This window comes from Citrobacter amalonaticus Y19 (genome assembly GCF_000981805.1).
Taxonomy (GTDB): Bacteria; Pseudomonadota; Gammaproteobacteria; order Enterobacterales; family Enterobacteriaceae; genus Citrobacter_A; species Citrobacter_A amalonaticus_C.
The window spans coordinates 3,857,425-3,874,358 of sequence record NZ_CP011132.1; the positions used below are offsets into that span (position 1 = coordinate 3,857,425).

The 16,934-nt window shown below is 53.6% G+C and carries 17 protein-coding genes; 5 read left to right on the forward strand and 12 right to left on the reverse strand.

Features of this window, described 5'->3' with window-relative positions:
- Positions 1-36: 36 nt before the first annotated feature.
- From nanT to zapE, 8 genes are all read right to left on the reverse strand, one after another.
- Positions 37-1,527 (reverse strand): sialic acid transporter NanT, encoded by a 1,491-nt coding sequence (nanT, locus tag F384_RS17715; RefSeq protein WP_046488190.1) that lies wholly within the window; start codon positions 1,525-1,527, stop codon positions 37-39.
- A 117-nt stretch (positions 1,528-1,644) separates the two neighbouring features.
- Positions 1,645-2,538, reverse strand: a complete 894-nt coding sequence (gene nanA / locus F384_RS17720; RefSeq protein ID WP_046488192.1) for an N-acetylneuraminate lyase — start codon at positions 2,536-2,538, stop codon at positions 1,645-1,647.
- Positions 2,539-2,671: 133 nt separating this feature from the next.
- Positions 2,672-3,463: a transcriptional regulator NanR gene (gene nanR / locus F384_RS17725; protein ID WP_080950084.1), complete on the reverse strand. Its 792-nt coding sequence runs from the start codon at positions 3,461-3,463 to the stop codon at positions 2,672-2,674.
- 111 nt (positions 3,464-3,574) lie between these two features.
- The gene (gene sspB / locus F384_RS17730; RefSeq protein ID WP_046488197.1) at positions 3,575-4,075 is read right to left on the reverse strand and encodes a ClpXP protease specificity-enhancing factor; all 501 of its coding nucleotides are present in this window, start codon (positions 4,073-4,075) and stop codon (positions 3,575-3,577) included.
- Between the two features lie 5 nt (positions 4,076-4,080).
- Positions 4,081-4,719, reverse strand: a complete 639-nt coding sequence (gene sspA / locus F384_RS17735) for a stringent starvation protein SspA (protein WP_042998321.1) — start codon at positions 4,717-4,719, stop codon at positions 4,081-4,083.
- Positions 4,720-5,023: 304 nt separating this feature from the next.
- On the reverse strand, positions 5,024-5,416 hold the full coding sequence (gene rpsI, locus F384_RS17740; protein ID WP_000829815.1) for a 30S ribosomal protein S9: 393 nt from the start codon (positions 5,414-5,416) through the stop codon (positions 5,024-5,026).
- A gap of 15 nt (positions 5,417-5,431) precedes the next feature.
- On the reverse strand, positions 5,432-5,860 hold the full coding sequence (gene rplM / locus F384_RS17745) for a 50S ribosomal protein L13 (protein WP_046488313.1): 429 nt from the start codon (positions 5,858-5,860) through the stop codon (positions 5,432-5,434).
- A gap of 231 nt (positions 5,861-6,091) precedes the next feature.
- On the reverse strand, positions 6,092-7,216 hold the full coding sequence (gene zapE, locus F384_RS17750; RefSeq protein ID WP_046488316.1) for a cell division protein ZapE: 1,125 nt from the start codon (positions 7,214-7,216) through the stop codon (positions 6,092-6,094).
- 192 nt (positions 7,217-7,408) lie between these two features.
- Between zapE and zapG the strand changes: the two genes are divergently transcribed.
- The 3 genes from zapG (at position 7,409) to degS (ending at position 10,501) form a co-directional block, all read left to right on the forward strand.
- Complete coding sequence (zapG, locus tag F384_RS17755; protein WP_042324999.1) at positions 7,409-7,807, forward strand: Z-ring associated protein ZapG; 399 nt, start codon at positions 7,409-7,411, stop codon at positions 7,805-7,807.
- Between the two features lie 168 nt (positions 7,808-7,975).
- A complete protein-coding gene (gene degQ / locus F384_RS17760; protein WP_046488320.1) occupies positions 7,976-9,343 on the forward strand; it encodes a serine endoprotease DegQ in 1,368 nt (455 codons plus the stop codon).
- 90 nt (positions 9,344-9,433) lie between these two features.
- Positions 9,434-10,501, forward strand: coding sequence for an outer membrane-stress sensor serine endopeptidase DegS (degS, locus tag F384_RS17765; protein WP_046488322.1), 1,068 nt, complete (start codon positions 9,434-9,436; stop codon positions 10,499-10,501).
- Positions 10,502-10,606: 105 nt separating this feature from the next.
- On the opposite strand, the gene mdh is transcribed toward degS, so the two are convergent.
- Positions 10,607-11,545, reverse strand: a complete 939-nt coding sequence (gene mdh / locus F384_RS17770; RefSeq protein WP_042998326.1) for a malate dehydrogenase — start codon at positions 11,543-11,545, stop codon at positions 10,607-10,609.
- Between the two features lie 415 nt (positions 11,546-11,960).
- Here mdh and argR point away from each other — a divergent pair, with 415 nt between their 5' ends.
- Positions 11,961-12,431 carry a transcriptional regulator ArgR gene (gene argR / locus F384_RS17775; RefSeq protein WP_042324992.1) on the forward strand — a complete coding sequence of 157 codons (471 nt, stop codon included), beginning with the start codon at positions 11,961-11,963 and terminating at the stop codon, positions 12,429-12,431.
- Between the two features lie 367 nt (positions 12,432-12,798).
- On the forward strand, positions 12,799-13,062 hold the full coding sequence (gene yhcN / locus F384_RS17780; protein ID WP_046488324.1) for a peroxide/acid stress response protein YhcN: 264 nt from the start codon (positions 12,799-12,801) through the stop codon (positions 13,060-13,062).
- A gap of 58 nt (positions 13,063-13,120) precedes the next feature.
- Here the strand turns inward: yhcN and F384_RS17785 are convergent, their stop codons facing one another.
- The 3 genes from F384_RS17785 to aaeB form a co-directional block, all read right to left on the reverse strand.
- Complete coding sequence (locus F384_RS17785) at positions 13,121-13,393, reverse strand: hypothetical protein (protein WP_046488330.1); 273 nt, start codon at positions 13,391-13,393, stop codon at positions 13,121-13,123.
- Positions 13,394-13,422: 29 nt separating this feature from the next.
- Positions 13,423-14,871 carry an NAD-dependent succinate-semialdehyde dehydrogenase gene (locus F384_RS17790; RefSeq protein WP_046488333.1) on the reverse strand — a complete coding sequence of 483 codons (1,449 nt, stop codon included), beginning with the start codon at positions 14,869-14,871 and terminating at the stop codon, positions 13,423-13,425.
- 90 nt (positions 14,872-14,961) lie between these two features.
- Positions 14,962-16,929, reverse strand: coding sequence for a p-hydroxybenzoic acid efflux pump subunit AaeB (gene aaeB / locus F384_RS17795; RefSeq protein WP_046488336.1), 1,968 nt, complete (start codon positions 16,927-16,929; stop codon positions 14,962-14,964).
- Positions 16,930-16,934 lie beyond the last annotated feature (5 nt).

The following is a 16,934-nucleotide window of genomic DNA, read 5'->3' on the forward strand; positions in this document are numbered from 1 at the left end:
TACGAATGCTGCCCGGTACAGGACCGGGCAAGTGGATTAACTTTTGCTTTTGACTAAAGGGCTTTTATCACCGCCGAATGGGATGGCGCCGCTAAACGGTTTACCGTCGATAGCATCATGGGTACGCAACGCTTCTGGTCGCAGCCAGCGCTGGACGCGGGACGGCATATCCAGACCAATCAGCAGGATCACCACAAAGGTCAGGCTGAAAGAGAGCGATCCCAACGCGGTACCCAGATCCAGACGCTGGGCAATCAGCGCCCCCAGAATCGGTGCCAGCGCGCCGCCAAGCGCCCCGACGTTATAGGTGAAACCCAGACCGGCCGCACGCTGATCGGTATCGAAATAGCCGCCAATCAGTTTCGGCAAGATCCCGGAGATCCCTTGTCCCAACATCTGCTGGAAAAACAGCAGTAAGCCGAGGACCCAGACGTTCGTACCGCCTATCGCAAACACCGGAATGATCAGCACCTGCGAGGCCAGCAGACTGCACACATAAGCTTTGCGGGTCCCCAGCCAGTCACCGAGGAAGCCACCTACGCAGCAACCGACCGCAGCGCCAAAGCCGCTAAAGAAGAGCACGCGCGCCACGGTGGAAGGATCGTACGCCAGTTCCGTTTTCAGATAGGTGGGAAGCAACGCCTGAATCGGCCACGAGTAGAGGAAAGCAAACAGGACGACAATCATGAGCATCACGCCCGTCGGCCAGCGCTTGCCGCTGCTTTGCACCATGAAGCTGATAAAGATCACCGCACACAGCAACCCCAGTACTGCGACAATCGCCGCATTTTGCAGGTCGCCGGCAAAGCAGAACCACAGTGCCGTCGCCGCCGCTATCGTCATCAGGATGTTGACGATGCGATGCTCACCCCGATAGAGAATATCAACCATCGTACGTACCGGCGCTTTGCCCGCATGCTTCTCTTTCCAGTCTTCAGCTTCCGGTATGTTTTTGCGCAGCCAGAGGGCAAAAATAATCGGCAGAATGCCAATGAAGAACAGTGCGCGCCAGCCCCAGACCGGCACGACCAGGCTGTAGACCTGAGCCGCAATCACAGCGCCAACGGAAAAGCCCGAGATCAGAAAACCACTGGCCTTATTACGCAGCTGTTTCGGCCAGCTTTCAATGACATAGGTTGCACTGGAGCCGTATTCGCCCGCCATCCCCATGCCAATCACCAGTCGGGCGATAAACATGGTGGTGTAACCCGGCGCAAAACCACAGGCCAGCGTCCCCATTGAAAACAGAATAATACTGGTGACCATTGCCAGACGGCGTCCATAACGGTCGCCCATTGCGCCCAGCATTAACCCGCCAAACCAGCGGGAAATAAAAGCTGCCGAAATCAGGCTCGCCGCCTGAACCGTCGTCAGCCCAAATTCTCCCTGCACTTCCGTCAGCACAAGGGCAATCAACACAAAATCAAAACCATCCAGCAAATATCCCAGCCATGCAGCGGAGAATGCCCGCCATTGCGCCCGGTTGAGATGGCGATACCACGGGATACTTTGGGTAGAAGTACTCATTTTACTCTCCCGACGATTTTTTTATTGTATTGCCGGATGGCGGCTTCGCCTTATCCGGCCTACGTATCGTGTTGTGTTTTGTAGGCCGGATAAGCATCAGCGCCATCCGGCACCCCATCAGGAACGTTCCGCCATCAATTGTTCCGCCAGTGCTTTCAGTGCAGGCACGTATTTTTCATCCACAGGGGCAAACGGCTTACGGCACAGTGGTACAGAAACCACGTCCATATAGTGCAGAACCGTTTTCAGCCCACGGAACACGCCGGCCTTAATGAGGAGATCGATAACCTTATTGCACTCTGTTTGCAGCTTTTGCGCAGTCCGGATGTCGCCTTCTTTGAGCGCTTTCACAATTCCCAGATATCGCCAGCCCATGATGTTGTAAGTGCTGCCGATACCGCCGTCCGCTCCGGCCAGCAGGCCAGAAGCGAAAATTTCGTCATAACCGTTATAGAGCACCAGATCCGGATGGGCGCGACGGATCTGTTCCATCTGAAACAGATCGCCCGACGTTTGTTTCAGTGCGCCAACGCCTGGCAACGTCACCAGCGTGTTGATCTGATCCAGCGTTAACTTCACGCCACTCAGCGCCGGAATGTTATAGACCACCATCGGCAAGCCATCCGCCGAATCAATGATGGCCCGGTAATGATCGCAGTGTTCTTCAAAGCTGAACGGATAGTAGAACGGCGTCACCGCAGAGACAGCGTCAAAGCCGTAACGATGCGCTGCGCGAGCGAGTTGTTGGCTCTCGTGAGTGCTGACCGTTCCAACATGAGCGATAAGCGTCACCTTGCCCTTCGCCTCTTCCGCGACCACTTCCAGCACCTGCTCTCTTTCCGCACCGTTCTGCACAAAGGCTTCGCCGGTGGAACCGCCTACGTACAGCCCATCAATACCCTGAGCGATGTTAAAACGCACCAGTCGGCGCAGGCTTTCAATATCCAGTTTCTGTTGGTTATCGAAGGGGGTTAACAACGCTGGCATTACGCCTCGTAAATCTTTTGCCATAACGACCTCTGTCATAATTAGTGTTATCTGACTGCGTACCTTTATACCTGTTATACCAGATCAAATAAGCAGCAATACAATACAGAACGCTTATAGTGCGATCTGCTTCACTAAACGATCGTCAGGATCGCGATCACTTACGCATTTTTGAATTTTTACCGAGCGCGTGCCAGGTGGCGGAAACGCTGTTGAGATGGGATTGCAAGGCGCGATCGGCTTCATCCGGATCGCGCTGGCGAATGGCCTCTACGATAGCGATATGCTGCTGATAACTCACGTTATTATGCTCGTAAAGCTCACGATCCGACACGGTCGGGCGAGCGGCGATCAGCCAGTCAAGCAGCGCAACGTGGATCGCCATAAAGATCGGATTGCCGGGGATCTCCGCCAGCACACGATGAAAATCGACATCTGAACGAATGAACAGCGCATTGTCATCGAGCGACTGACTGTTGATCTCCAGTGCTTTTGCCAGCAGATCGATTTGTTCCTCTGTCGCATTCTCCGCGGCATAACGCACGAGGCTGGATTCAAAGAACAGACGCAACTGCTCAAAGTGGGCAATACCGCCAGGATGCGCGAGGAAATCCTTCGCCATTCCGGACAGTTCACCAATGATGGTGTCCGCCGAAGGACGCGAAACGCGGGCGCGTTCGCCGTTGTTGATTTGCACCAGACCTTTACGCTTCAGCGCCGCCAGTGCCTCACGAACAGAGGGACGACCGACGTTGAAAAAGGCCATCAGTTCCCGCTCGGACGGCAACTGTTCCCCCTCGCCGAACTCACGACGACGGATCATCTGCTCTAACTCTTCCTCGACCATTTCCGACAGCTTTTTACGCGCCAGCGGACGACGGCGAAGGCTACGCCCAATAGTTGCGGGAGAATCTTCTGCTTGCGAATCGAATGCGTTCATAAGACCTATTTGCGAGTCACGGTGACAAACAACAGCAGGCTCATCGTAACACAGGATCGGAAGGAGGGCGAAACCGTGGTCGGCGCGATCAAAAACAGGCCTCTCTGGGCCTGTTTTCATCTATTTAACAACACGTAATGCCGGTCGGCCACCACGCGGCGGCGGCGGATCGTCATCCGGGCTGTTGTCATCATCATGATCCGGCTTATCACCGTCAATGACTGACATAACGGTTTCGCTCTCTGCACCAGATGCCGCATCATCATCATTGAGACTGGCAACATCCTCGTCATAGGCCGCTTCCGGTTCAAACATCGTTCCGGCACCGTTTTCACGCGCATAAATAGCCAACACTGCTGCTAACGGTACGGAAACCTGACGCGGAATTCCGCCGAAACGCGCGTTAAAACGCACTTCGTCGTTAGCCAGTTCCAGATTCCCCACCGCACGCGGCGCAATGTTCAGGACAATCTGTCCGTCGCGGGCATATTCCATTGGGACATGCACGCCAGGCAGCGTCACATCCACCACCAGGTGCGGCGTGAGTTGGTTGTCCAGCAACCACTCATAGAAAGCACGCAGCAGATACGGACGACGCGGTGTTAGCTGTGGCAAATCCATCAGTATTAACCCCGGCCAAGACGCATTTCGCGTTCAGCTTCGGTTAAGGACGCCAGGAAAGAATCACGTTCGAAGACGCGAGTCATGTAGCCTTTCAGCTCCTTCGCGCCCGCGCCACTGAACTCAATACCCAGTTGCGGCAGACGCCACAGCAGCGGTGCCAGGTAGCAATCCACCAGGCTGAATTCATCACTCAGGAAATACGGTTTTTGACCGAATACCGGCGCAATCGCCTGCAGCTCTTCACGCAGCTGTTTGCGGGCAACGTCAGCTTCTGAAGCAGACCCGTTAACGATGACGTTCATCAACGTATACCAGTCTTTTTCGATACGGTGCATGTACAGGCGGCTTTCACCACGAGCCACCGGGTAAACCGGCATCAATGGCGGATGCGGGAAACGCTCATCCAGGTATTCCATAATGATGCGAGATTCCCACAGGGTCAGCTCACGATCCACCAGTGTCGGGACGCTCTGATTCGGGTTGAGGTCAATCAGATCCTGCGGGGGATTGTCCTTTTCCACGTGCTCGATCTCGAAACTTACACCTTTCTCCGCCAATACAATGCGGACCTGATGGCTATAGATGTCAGTAGGACCAGAAAACAGCGTCATTACCGAACGTTTGTTGGCAGCGACAGCCATGAAAACCTCCAGGTATATTAAGAATTTTTACTGCTACCGGCCATCGCATGGCCAGTCAGAAGTGACGTCACCCACATCGGAAAAGTCATCATCGTTCAAAAAGCAAACAAAAAATGAGCAATACCCGATATTTGGGCAGAAAATTGGATGGTAGTTTACCAGATTTTGTGACCTTTGTGGTGAGTCGATTCCGGAAATGGGGAAAAAGAGGGTTTTGTCAGAGGATTACGCCAGATTTATCCATAAAAAAACCCGCCGAAGCGGGTTTTTTCGCCAACCGTAATCTGCCAGAGGCAGAAAACAATTAACGTTTGGAGAACTGCGGACGACGACGTGCTTTACGCAGGCCGACTTTCTTACGTTCAACCTGACGAGCATCACGAGTAACGAAGCCAGCTTTACGCAGTTCGCCACGCAGGGACTCATCGTACTCCATCAGAGCGCGGGTGATACCGTGACGGATCGCACCAGCCTGACCAGAGATACCACCACCTTTAACAGTGATGTACAGATCCAGTTTCTCAACCATGTCGACCAGTTCCAGCGGCTGACGAACTACCATGCGGGCAGTTTCACGACCGAAGTACTGTTCCAGAGAACGTTGGTTGATAACGATTTTGCCGTTGCCCGGTTTGATGAAAACGCGAGCTGCGGAACTTTTGCGGCGACCAGTGCCGTAGTATTGATTTTCAGCCATTGCCTATAATCCCGATTAGATGTCAAGAACTTGCGGTTGCTGTGCCGCGTGGTTGTGCTCGTTGCCAGCGTAAACTTTCAGTTTACGGAACATAGCACGACCCAGCGGGCCTTTTGGCAGCATGCCTTTAACCGCGATTTCAATCACACGCTCAGGACGGCGGGCAATCATCTCTTCAAAGGTCGCTTCTTTGATACCACCGATGTGGCCGGTGTGGTGATAGTACACTTTGTCAGTACGCTTGTTGCCGGTTACAGCAACTTTGTCAGCGTTCAGAACGATGATGTAATCACCGGTATCTACGTGCGGAGTGTATTCCGCTTTATGCTTACCGCGCAGGCGACGAGCCAGTTCAGAAGCCAGACGGCCCAGAGTTTTACCGGTCGCGTCAACAACGTACCAGTCGCGTTTTACGGTTTCTGGTTTAGCTGTAAAAGTTTTCATTAAAAGCTTACCCAATAAATAAGTTACACGTTGGTGAACACCCAAACGTTATGTCAGTTGAGGTTCACACGACAAAGACCGGCAAACCTACCCCTTCGAATAGCCAATGCCAGCACACAAAAAGTTTTGGGAAAAAAACTTTCTTGTAACGTGGGGTCGCAAGATTATAGAGAAGTCGAGGTCAAAGATCGACCCCTAAATGTGATTTGCTCAACAGTTTGTTGGCAGCCGTCAGGGCATATGCTCTCGCTTCAGATACTCTTCGCTCTGCATCTCCTGCAATCGCGACAGACAGCGCTGAAATTCGAACTTCAATCGCTCGCCCTGATACACCTCATAGAGAGGCACGGCGGCGCTAACCACCAGCTTGACGTGGCGCTCGTAAAATTCATCCACCAGCGCGATAAAACGGCGCGCTTCGCTTTCCATCAGCGGCGTCATCACCGGGACGTCAAACAGCATGACGGTGTGGAACAACCGGGAAAGCGCAATGTAGTCATGCTGGCTACGGGCATCGATACACAGGGTGTGGAATGACACCGCCAGCGTCTGGTTTTCCATACCCAGCGTCGGCAACGGACGGTGATTGATCTCCAGAACCGGTCCCTGTTCACGTTTGACACCCGCCAGCGCCAGCCAGAGGTTGTCCATCTGCTGCTGCGTTTCATTGTTCAGCGGTGAGAGCCACAAATGCGCCTGGGTCAATGTCCGCAGACGATAATCCACGCCAGCGTCTACGTTCATGATGTCACAATGTTGTTTAATCGCATCGATCGCGGGAAGAAAACGCGTGCGCTGTAATCCGTTACGATAGAGCTCATCAGGCGGAATGTTCGATGTCGCCACCAGCGTAATACCGCGCGCAAACAGCGCTTTCATCAGGCCGCCGAGCAGCATGGCGTCCGTAATATCAGAAACAAAAAACTCATCAAAGCACAGCACATCCGTCTCGGCCTTAAAGCGGTCGGCCAGGGTTTCAAGCGGATCGGTTTGCCCCTGCAGAGCCGTTAACTCCTCATGCACGCGCAGCATGAAGCGATGGAAGTGCAGGCGCTGCTTACGAACGCCTGGCAGGCTATGGTAGAACAGATCCATCAGCCAGGTTTTCCCTCGCCCTACGCCCCCCCACATATATAAGCCTCGCACCGGAGCATTGTGTGCCGCTTCTTTTTTCCCCAACAGCTTACCGACGCGGGACATAAACCCTTTTGTTTCAGGCGTTGAGGTTTTGTTCGAGGTCAACGCCTGGTAAATGATTTCCAGACGATCGACCGCCTCTTTTTGCACGTCGTCGGGCTGGTGAGTACCCTCGTTAATGGCTTTCAGATAACGTGATGTAGGGGTAAAGCTCTGCATGATGTTCTTGTTATTCCTTGAAAATCGGTGTGCCGTCGTTCACGGTTGACGAAAAAAAGGCCGTTCTACACTACGCGATATAAAGACGGGATTCCACTTCTGCGGGATTAGCGGTTATAGTGGCAGTATCAGGCGCGGGCATGGAGCCTAAAGCCAACACCCTACGGAAACAAAAGACAACGGGAGATGTTCATGACCTGGGAATATGCGCTAATTGGGTTAGTCGTCGGCATCATCGTCGGTGCTGTAGCCATGCGTTTTGGCAACCGGAAATTACGCCAGCAACAGGCGTTGCAGTACGAACTGGAAAAAAATAAAGCCGAGCTGGAAGAGTATCGCGAAGAGTTGGTCAGCCATTTTGCCCGCAGCGCCGAGTTGCTGGACACCATGGCCCACGATTACCGCCAGCTGTATCAGCACATGGCGAAAAGCTCCAGCAGCCTGCTGCCGGAACTGTCAGCGGAATCTAACCCGTTCCGTAACCGTCTGGCCGAGTCTGAAGCCAGCAACGACCAGGCGCCAGTACAAATGCCGCGTGATTATTCCGAAGGCGCATCCGGCCTGCTGCGTAGTGGTGCAAAGCGCGACTAACCGCACATCGTTAATATTTTTCCTGGGCGCAGCGATTGCGCCCACCTCTTCTCTCCCGTCCCGACTATCATTTAATCATTATCCGCATTGTTAGCAGATTGAAAATTCAATAACATCAAACTGTTTTGAATCGTCTTCCCCTTTACTCAAGGTACGAGAGCAGGATCAATGAAAATACAAACCCAGCTGTTGAGTGCATTAGCGTTAAGTGTCGGGTTAACTCTCTCGGCGCCATTTCAGGCCATTGCGTCGATTCCAGGCCAGGTTCCCGGCCAGCCCGCGCTTCCCAGTCTCGCCCCGATGCTCGAAAAGGTGCTGCCTGCCGTCGTCAGCGTGAAGGTTGAAGGCACCGCGCCCCAAACGCAGAAAGTCCCGGAAGAGTTTAAAAAATTCTTTGGTGATGACCTGCCGGATCAGCAGGCGCAGCCGTTTGAAGGGCTGGGTTCCGGGGTCATTATCGACGCCGCGAAAGGCTATGTGCTGACCAATAACCACGTGATTAATCAGGCGCAGAAGATCAGCGTTCAACTGAATGATGGGCGTGAATTCGAGGCCAAACTGATTGGCAGCGACGATCAAAGCGACATCGCCCTGCTGCAAATTCAAAACGCCAGCAAGCTGACACAAATCGCCATCGCCGATTCGGATAAACTGCGCGTCGGTGATTTCGCCGTGGCAGTCGGCAACCCGTTTGGTCTGGGGCAAACCGCGACCTCCGGTATCGTCTCGGCGCTGGGGCGCAGCGGGTTGAATCTGGAAGGTCTGGAAAACTTTATTCAAACCGACGCCTCTATTAACCGCGGGAACTCCGGCGGCGCGCTGCTTAACCTGAACGGTGAGCTGATCGGCATTAACACCGCCATCCTTGCGCCTGGCGGCGGCAGCGTCGGGATCGGTTTTGCCATCCCCAGCAATATGGCCCGCATTCTGGCACAGCAACTGATCCAGTTTGGTGAAATCAAGCGCGGTCTGCTGGGCATTAAAGGGACCGAAATGACTGCCGACATCGCCAAAGCGTTCAAGATGGACGTGCAGCGCGGTGCCTTTGTCAGTGAAGTGCTGCCGAACTCCGGTTCAGCCAAAGCAGGCATTAAGTCCGGCGATGTGATCACCAGCCTCAACGGCAAATCGCTCAACAGTTTTGCCGAGCTGCGTTCCCGGATTGCCACCACAGAACCCGGCACCAAAGTGAAGCTGGGTCTGTTGCGTAACGGCAAGCCGCTGGAGGTGGAAGTGACGCTCGATACCAGCACCTCATCGTCTGCCAGCGCGGAGATGATTGCCCCGGCATTGCAGGGAGCGACACTGAGCGATGGTCAGCTCAAAGACGGCAGTAAAGGCATCAAAATTGACAGCGTTGAAAAGAGCAGTCCCGCCGCACAGGCTGGCCTGCAAAAGGATGATGTGATCATCGGAGTCAACCGTGACCGGGTGAACTCTATCGCTGAAATGCGCAAAGTGCTGGAAGCCAAACCGTCCATCATTGCGCTACAGATCGTCCGCGGAAACGAGAGCATTTATCTGCTTCTGCGCTAAATCCAGACCACCGGACATCAGCCTCGCGTGTGATGTCCGGTTAACTCGTGATATGCTGCTGCCGTTCCCTTTATTAATGACGCCTCCATCATGTTAGTGAAGCTCTTACGTTCGGTCGCAATTGGTTTGATTGTTGGCGCCATTCTTCTGGCCGCCATGCCTTCGCTTCGCAAAATCAACACGCTTTCTGCGCCGCAATATGACAGCGCTGACGAGACGCCCGCCAGCTATAACTCTGCGGTACGTCGCGCGGCCCCTGCTGTGGTCAACGTCTACAACCGCAGTATGAACAGCACCGCACATAATCAACTTGAAATCCGCACCCTGGGTTCTGGTGTGATTATGGATCAGCGCGGCTACATCATTACCAACAAGCATGTGATCAACGACGCCGATCAGATTATCGTCGCCTTACAGGATGGACGCGTGTTTGAAGCGCTGCTGGTCGGCTCCGATACGTTGACCGATCTGGCGGTGCTGAAAATCAACGCCACCGGCGGTCTGCCGACGATTCCGATCAATGCCGGACGTTCACCGCATATCGGCGATGTGGTGCTGGCGATCGGTAACCCCTATAACCTCGGACAGACCATCACTCAGGGCATTATCAGCGCCACAGGGCGTATCGGCCTGAACCCAACCGGACGGCAGAACTTCCTGCAAACGGATGCCTCTATCAACCACGGTAACTCCGGCGGCGCACTGGTGAACTCGCTGGGCGAACTCATGGGCATCAACACCCTGTCGTTTGATAAAAGCAATGACGGTGAAACGCCAGAAGGGATCGGCTTTGCCATTCCGTTCCAGTTGGCGACCAAGATTATGGATAAGCTGATCCGCGATGGTCGTGTTATCCGTGGCTATATTGGGATTGGCGGTCGTGAAATCGCCCCACTGCACACCCAGGGCGGCGGCATGGATCAGATTCAGGGGATCGTCGTGAACGAAGTGGCACCAGATGGCCCAGCGGCGCAGGCCGGTATTCAGGTTAACGATCTGATTATCTCTGTGAACAGCAAACCTGCGGTCTCCGCACTGGAAACCATGGACCAGGTGGCAGAGATTCGCCCTGGGTCAGTGATTCCGGTGATTGTTATGCGTGATGATAAGCAACTGACGCTGCAGGTCACCATTCAGGAATACCCGGCAACAAATTAGCCTTCACTGAGATGTAAAAAAACCGGAGCTGGCTCCGGTTTTTTATGCGTCACGATGAGTTTGTAGGCCGGATAAGGTGTTTACACCGCCATCCGGCAATCGTACTTATTTGTTAACGAACTCTTCGCCCAGTTGAATATCTTTCTTCAGGGTATCCAGCATGCCTTCCAGCGCGTTCTGCTCGAATGCGCTCAGTTTGCCGATAGACTGACGCTCTTCCACGCCGTTTTTACCCAGCAGTAGCGGCTGAGAGAAGAAACGTGCGTACTGGCCATCGCCTTCAACGTAGGCACATTCTACAACGCCTTTTTCACCCTGCAGTGCGCGAACCAGTGAAAGACCGAAACGCGCGGCCGCCTGGCCCATCGACAGGGTTGCCGATCCGCCACCCGCCTTCGCTTCAACCACTTCAGTACCTGCGTTCTGAATACGCTTGGTCAGGTCAGCCACTTCCTGGTCAGTGAAACTTACGCCCGGGATCTGCGACAGCAGTGGCAGAATGGTCACGCCAGAGTGTCCGCCGATAACCGGAACTTCCACTTCAGTCGGCAGCTTACCTTTCAGTTCCGCTACAAAAGTGTTGGAGCGGATAATGTCCAGCGTGGTCACGCCAAACAGTTTATTTTTGTCGTAAACGCCCGCTTTTTTCAGTACTTCTGCTGCAATAGCGACGGTGGTGTTCACCGGGTTGGTAATGATACCGATGCAGGCTTTCGGACAGGTCGTCGCGATCTGCTGTACCAGGTTCTTCACGATGCCCGCATTGACGTTAAACAGGTCGGAACGGTCCATACCCGGTTTACGCGCCACACCTGCGGAGATCAGCACCACGTCAGCACCGTGCAGTGCCGGGGTCGCGTCTTCACCGGAGAAGCCTTTGATTTTCACAGCAGTTGGGATATGGCTCAAATCTACAGCCACACCGGGAGTCACTGGAGCGATGTCGTACAGGGAGAGTTCTGAACCTGAAGGCAGTTGGGTTTTTAACAGTAGTGCAAGCGCCTGGCCGATACCGCCAGCAGCGCCGAGGACTGCGACTTTCATCCTAAACTCCTTATTATATTGATAAACTAAGTGTTTGTTGCTCCGCGGCGGCGACGTTAAACCACAACTTCAATGAATACAATCACCCGTATTCAATTCTGTGTTGTCACGCGAATTTAGCTTTTATGCATTTAATTGCCGTAATCCGAAGATGTCTGTGCAGTAGAGCAACTTTCCAACAGGTGGTGACAATATACCCTACTGTCAGCCCAAAACAACATCAATTTGATAACAATTAATTTACTTTTAAGCTTATTTGCGAGGCGTGACACAGGCATGTTTCTTGATAACAAAATTTGATAAAATTCCGCTCTTTCATAACATTATTTCAGCCTTCATTTGGGCAGACCGTTTGCATAAAAATTCATCTGTATGCATAATAATGTTGTTTCCACTCTCATACTACGGGTGACTTATGCGAAGCTCAGCTAAGCAAGAAGAATTAGTTAAAGCGTTCAAAGCGCTACTTAAAGAAGAAAAATTCAGCTCTCAGGGCGAAATTGTCCTCGCATTGCAGGATCAGGGCTTTGATAACATCAACCAGTCCAAAGTTTCACGCATGCTGACAAAGTTTGGGGCTGTTCGTACACGCAACGCAAAAATGGAGATGGTGTACTGCCTCCCGGCTGAACTGGGCGTCCCCACCACCTCCAGCCCACTGAAAAACCTGGTTCTTGATATCGACTTTAACGATGCCGTGGTGGTGATCCACACAAGCCCTGGTGCGGCGCAGTTGATCGCCCGCCTGCTGGACTCCCTGGGCAAAGCAGAAGGTATTCTCGGTACCATCGCCGGGGATGACACCATTTTTACCACCCCGGCCAATGGCTTTACGGTGAAAGATCTCTACGAAGCCATTCTTGAACTGTTCGAACAAGAGCTTTGACCCCTCCCACCCCGCCGCCGACGTGGCGGGGTAAAACCCTGCATTAACGTCCGATTTCCGTTAATTTATCTGCCGCTTATTTAGCAAATAGTGCGTTTACCTGCCCAAAACCATTCACACAGTGAATGTGCAAACTCAAAACCGCACAAATCGCAAAATTTCATATCTATATGATTTTATTAGATATAGATAAAACACCACGCCCTTTTAATTCCAGACAAGCATAAAAAACCACATTTTCATTACTTACCAATTACTGAAACCATTAGCGTGGTATTAATTTATCGCGTGATTAGTGTATACTTGATTTTGTGATGAGGGTCACGAAACGAAGACCCCCAATAATAAATTCGACGAGGTACTTATCATGAAAATCAAAACAACTGTTGCTGCGTTAAGCGTTCTCTCTGTTCTTTCTTTCGGCGCATTCGCCGCAGATTCTATCAACGCACAGCAAGCGCAAAATCGCGAAGTCATTGGCACTGTCTCTGTCAGTGCAATCGGCTCTGACCCAATGAGCATGCATGAAATGCTGAACAAAAAAGCGGAAGAAAAAGGCGCATCAGCGTATCAGATCACCGAAGCCCGTAGCGGTGACACCTGGCATGCCACTGCCGAATTGTACAAATAAACCCTCGTCGTCTAGTCCGACGACCTTGCCCCCGACTGTCGGGGGCTTTTTTTATCTCTCAATGACGAACATTAAAACGTAGCTGACCTTCCAGTTCTTCTTCCGCTTCATCAAACAACAAAATCAATGCGCCATAACGCCAGCGCGACTTGTCGGGTAGATGCACAAACTCGATCTCCAGCGGTAACGGCAGCGCTTCACTCATGATGATGTCCCACAGAGAATCGAGGTCACTCACTTTCTCTTTGGCAAGACCAAACATCCGCGCAAACTCACGGTAGAAGTCGTCCTGATCTTCAATTTCATCAAAATCAAATGTATAGATATTCATCTATCGCCACCTTCCCGACCTCAGTCTGACTACAGGCCGCCAATATGCAGGGTTTTCACTTCCAGAAATTCATCTAACCCCAGCACCGATCCTTCACGACCCAGTCCGGACTCTTTCACCCCGCCAAACGGTCCCAGCTCGGTGGACACCGCACATTCGTTTATCCCGATCATGCCGCTTTCAATGGCCTGGGAGACACGGAACACCCGTTGCAGGTTTTGCGTATAGAAGTAAGCGGCCAGGCCAAACGGCGTGTTGTTCGCGCGCTGAATCACCTCTTCTTCGTTGGTAAAGCGGAAGCAGGCAGCAACAGGACCAAACGTCTCTTCACTCGCCAGTATCATGTCGTCGCTGCACCCACCCAACACGGTAGGCTGCCAGAAGTTACCGCCGAGCGCGTGCGCTTTCCCGCCCGCCAGCACTTTCGCCCCTTTCGCAACAGCATCGTCAACGTGCTCACGCACTTTATTGACCGCAGAGGGTTCGATCAGCGGCCCCACCACCACGCCGTCATCCAGACCATTCCCCACCTTCAACGCCTGAACGGCATCGGCCAGTTTTCGGGTGAATTCATCGTAGACGCTTTCCTGGATATAAAAACGGTTCACGCTGACGCAGACCTGCCCGGCATTACGGAACTTATTGGCGAGAGCGCCTTTCACCGCCGCATCGATGTCGGCATCGTCAAACACGATGTAGGGAGCATTGCCACCCAGTTCCATCGACACTTTCTTCATGGTTTCTGCCGCGTTACGCACCAGCGTTTTACCAACTGCCGTTGAACCAGTGAATGAAATTTTGCGCACCTCATGGCTTGCCATGATGGCGTCGCTGATTTCCGGCGTATTGCCCGCTACGGCGTTGAGCACGCCATCGGGCACCCCCGCTTTCTTCGCCAGCGTAAGCAGCGCAAAGGCGCTCAGCGGCGTGTTATTGGCCGGTTTTATCACCCCGGTACAGCCCGCCGCCAGCGCCGGACCAAGCTTACGGGTCAGCATCGCCATCGGGAAATTCCACGGCGTGATTGCCGCCACCACGCCAACCGGTTCGCGGGTAGCCAGAATGCGGGAACCGGGTTTGATCGGCGGGATGATTTCGCCATTGGCGCGTTTTGCCTGCTCGGCAAACCATTGAATAAAGCTGGCCGCATACTCCACCTCACCCTCGGCTTCTTTCAGCGGTTTACCCTGCTCGGTGGTCATCAGCCGTCCCAGCCAACTCTTATTTTCGATGATCAATTCATACCAGCGGTAGAGAATCGCCGAGCGCTCTTTTGCCGTTTTTGCCCGCCAGGCAGGAAATGCCTCACTGGCCGCCGCAATGGCCTCTTCGGTCTGTTGTTTCCCCGCTTTCGCCACCTTCGCGATCGTTTCGCCCGTTGCCGGATTAAGCACATCAAAGGTGGTATCAAGCGTTTTCCACAGCCCGTCAACCAGATATCCCGTCTGAAAAAGTTCGTTGTCCTGAAGCGTTTGCATGCTGTTTTCTCCTTCTGATGTCCTGAGTTGCGCACATCGAATAAGTATAGCCATAAAAAAACCGACGCTTTTGGCGTCGGTTTCTGAAGGTTAGCTGTCGGTTAGCGCATGCTGGTACTTGTGCAACATGCCGGTCAACCGTTTCACCGGTTCGGTGACCTGCGGCGGCGCTTCCCAGACCCGCAGTTTTTCCTGATACACATCCAGTTCGTCTAATAGTTGACCAAAGTAGCGTCGGCGCTTGTCATCATTCACAGCAGAAATGACGTGATCCGCCGTACGACGCAGTTGCTGGTGGAATGCGGAGAGATCGCCGTTGACCGGAATTGGCGCATCCCGCAGGCGCTGGTGCGCAATGATCATTGTCAGCGCCAGGCGGAATTTCGGTAAATCCCCGGGGAATTTGTTCATCAACAAAAACAGTTGCTGATAGAGCGCGGGAAGATGGTTCTCTTTGCGCCGCACCGCGTTGGTGGTCATCGCCGACACCGCCGCAGAAACGAACTGGTTGAGCAGCACGCGGCCCGTACGGTCGCGAGAGTTATCGCGCACAATCACGATAACCAGAAAGGCCAGTACGCAACCCACAATTTGCCCTAACGCACTGTCCAGAAATTGGCTGAAGTGGAAGGTCATCGGGTTATCCAGCACGATAATGTTAATGGTACTGGCCAGCGCCCCCATAGAGCCCAGCCGCCGCTTCTGTACTTCGATCCCCAGAAAGAACCCCAGCACCGCGAGGCTCAGACAGAGCAACAGCATGCTTTGTTGGGTATTGGGGAGGATCACCAGAAAATAGAGCGCCCCCAGTGGTAGCGCGGCAAGCGTACCGTAAATAAAATCAATGGCGACCATGCGTGGATTCGGCAGACGCATCGCCAGCGAGGTGACCACCGCAATCATCACCATGGCGCCGTTACCGGATGTCCAGCCGGTCCACAGCCAGAACAGCGTCCCCAGCACACAAGAGAGCGTGGTGCGCCAGAAGTTCACCATGGCATGGTGACGCTCGGCGGATTCGACTTTCACTACCGGTTCATCCTGCAGCACCTCTTCTTCCGTGGCGCTGATTTTGGTATTGCTGATCACACCGCGCTTGAGCAGCAGATAGCGCGTTGCCGCGCCAGCCCAGGTATACAGCGTAACGGGCGTTTCGCGCTCGCCGGTCCAGGCAATCACCCGACGCAGGCGCTTAAGCTGTTTATGCACATCCTGCGCGGTTTCCACCGGCATGGCGAAGAACTCACGGAAGGTATCGGTGATCAGCTCAGGACGCGTGTTCTGGATCAGATAGGTTTCGCAGGATTGCGTAATCATGGTCAGCGACAGCGTATTGATCGCCTTCAGACGGCGATTCGCCCGCGCCCAACGGGAGGATTCCATGTTCAGGTTGCTACGCATTCCTTCCAGCGCAGCAGCCCGACGCACCAGTGAGCCCCAGGCGTTATCCACTTCTTCGCTGTCACCATGTTTAATGCACAACTGCATCAACTGGTACTGCGCCACCAGCAGGCTATCCAGTTCGCGATCCACCTCTTGTTTGATCGATCGCGGAGAAAAAAGCAGATCCGCCATAATGGCGCAGACAATACCAATCACAATCTCGCTACAGCGTTCGACGGCAAACTGCGGCGTCAGCAACGGTTCGGTTTGAATGGTGATGACGATAATCAGCGCAGTGTAGCCCGATAACCCCCACGCATAGGAGTTCTCGACGCGGACCAGCGAGGAGATCCAGGTACAAAAACCCGCCCAGATACAGCAGACCAGAATCATCAGCAGCGGCGCGCGGATCATCGCAATGATGATCACCAGCGCCGCAACAGAACCGATAAACGTCCCGACGATACGCAACATCCCCCGATAGCGAATCGCGCCGGAATACGGTTCACCACCGGCGGCAAAGGCCGGGCCCGCCGCGACAATCGCTGCCGTCAGCACCGCCCAGCGCGGCGTTTCAAGCTGGAAGTGGAAGCCAACAAACAGCGCGAGAACAATCGCGCTGGCCAGTTTGACCGCAAAGCGAATATGCTGGTTGGCGATGGAAAAAATGCCCATCGTGA

What these genes read in the sequence shown, in the direction of transcription:
- nanT (WP_046488190.1), bottom strand. Translation starts at nt 1,527, where the DNA reads ATGAGTACTTCTACCCAAAGTATCCCGTGGTATCGCCATCTCAACCGG.
- nanA (WP_046488192.1), bottom strand. Translation starts at nt 2,538, where the DNA reads ATGGCAAAAGATTTACGAGGCGTAATGCCAGCGTTGTTAACCCCCTTC.
- sspB (WP_046488197.1), bottom strand. Translation starts at nt 4,075, where the DNA reads ATGGATTTGCCACAGCTAACACCGCGTCGTCCGTATCTGCTGCGTGCT.
- sspA (WP_042998321.1), bottom strand. Translation starts at nt 4,719, where the DNA reads ATGGCTGTCGCTGCCAACAAACGTTCGGTAATGACGCTGTTTTCTGGT.
- rpsI (WP_000829815.1), bottom strand. Translation starts at nt 5,416, where the DNA reads ATGGCTGAAAATCAATACTACGGCACTGGTCGCCGCAAAAGTTCCGCA.
- rplM (WP_046488313.1), bottom strand. Translation starts at nt 5,860, where the DNA reads ATGAAAACTTTTACAGCTAAACCAGAAACCGTAAAACGCGACTGGTAC.
- zapE (WP_046488316.1), bottom strand. Translation starts at nt 7,216, where the DNA reads ATGCAGAGCTTTACCCCTACATCACGTTATCTGAAAGCCATTAACGAG.
- zapG (WP_042324999.1), top strand. Translation starts at nt 7,409, where the DNA reads ATGACCTGGGAATATGCGCTAATTGGGTTAGTCGTCGGCATCATCGTC.
- degQ (WP_046488320.1), top strand. Translation starts at nt 7,976, where the DNA reads ATGAAAATACAAACCCAGCTGTTGAGTGCATTAGCGTTAAGTGTCGGG.
- degS (WP_046488322.1), top strand. Translation starts at nt 9,434, where the DNA reads ATGTTAGTGAAGCTCTTACGTTCGGTCGCAATTGGTTTGATTGTTGGC.
- mdh (WP_042998326.1), bottom strand. Translation starts at nt 11,545, where the DNA reads ATGAAAGTCGCAGTCCTCGGCGCTGCTGGCGGTATCGGCCAGGCGCTT.
- argR (WP_042324992.1), top strand. Translation starts at nt 11,961, where the DNA reads ATGCGAAGCTCAGCTAAGCAAGAAGAATTAGTTAAAGCGTTCAAAGCG.
- yhcN (WP_046488324.1), top strand. Translation starts at nt 12,799, where the DNA reads ATGAAAATCAAAACAACTGTTGCTGCGTTAAGCGTTCTCTCTGTTCTT.
- F384_RS17785 (WP_046488330.1), bottom strand. Translation starts at nt 13,393, where the DNA reads ATGAATATCTATACATTTGATTTTGATGAAATTGAAGATCAGGACGAC.
- F384_RS17790 (WP_046488333.1), bottom strand. Translation starts at nt 14,871, where the DNA reads ATGCAAACGCTTCAGGACAACGAACTTTTTCAGACGGGATATCTGGTT.
- aaeB (WP_046488336.1), bottom strand. Translation starts at nt 16,929, where the DNA reads ATGGGCATTTTTTCCATCGCCAACCAGCATATTCGCTTTGCGGTCAAA.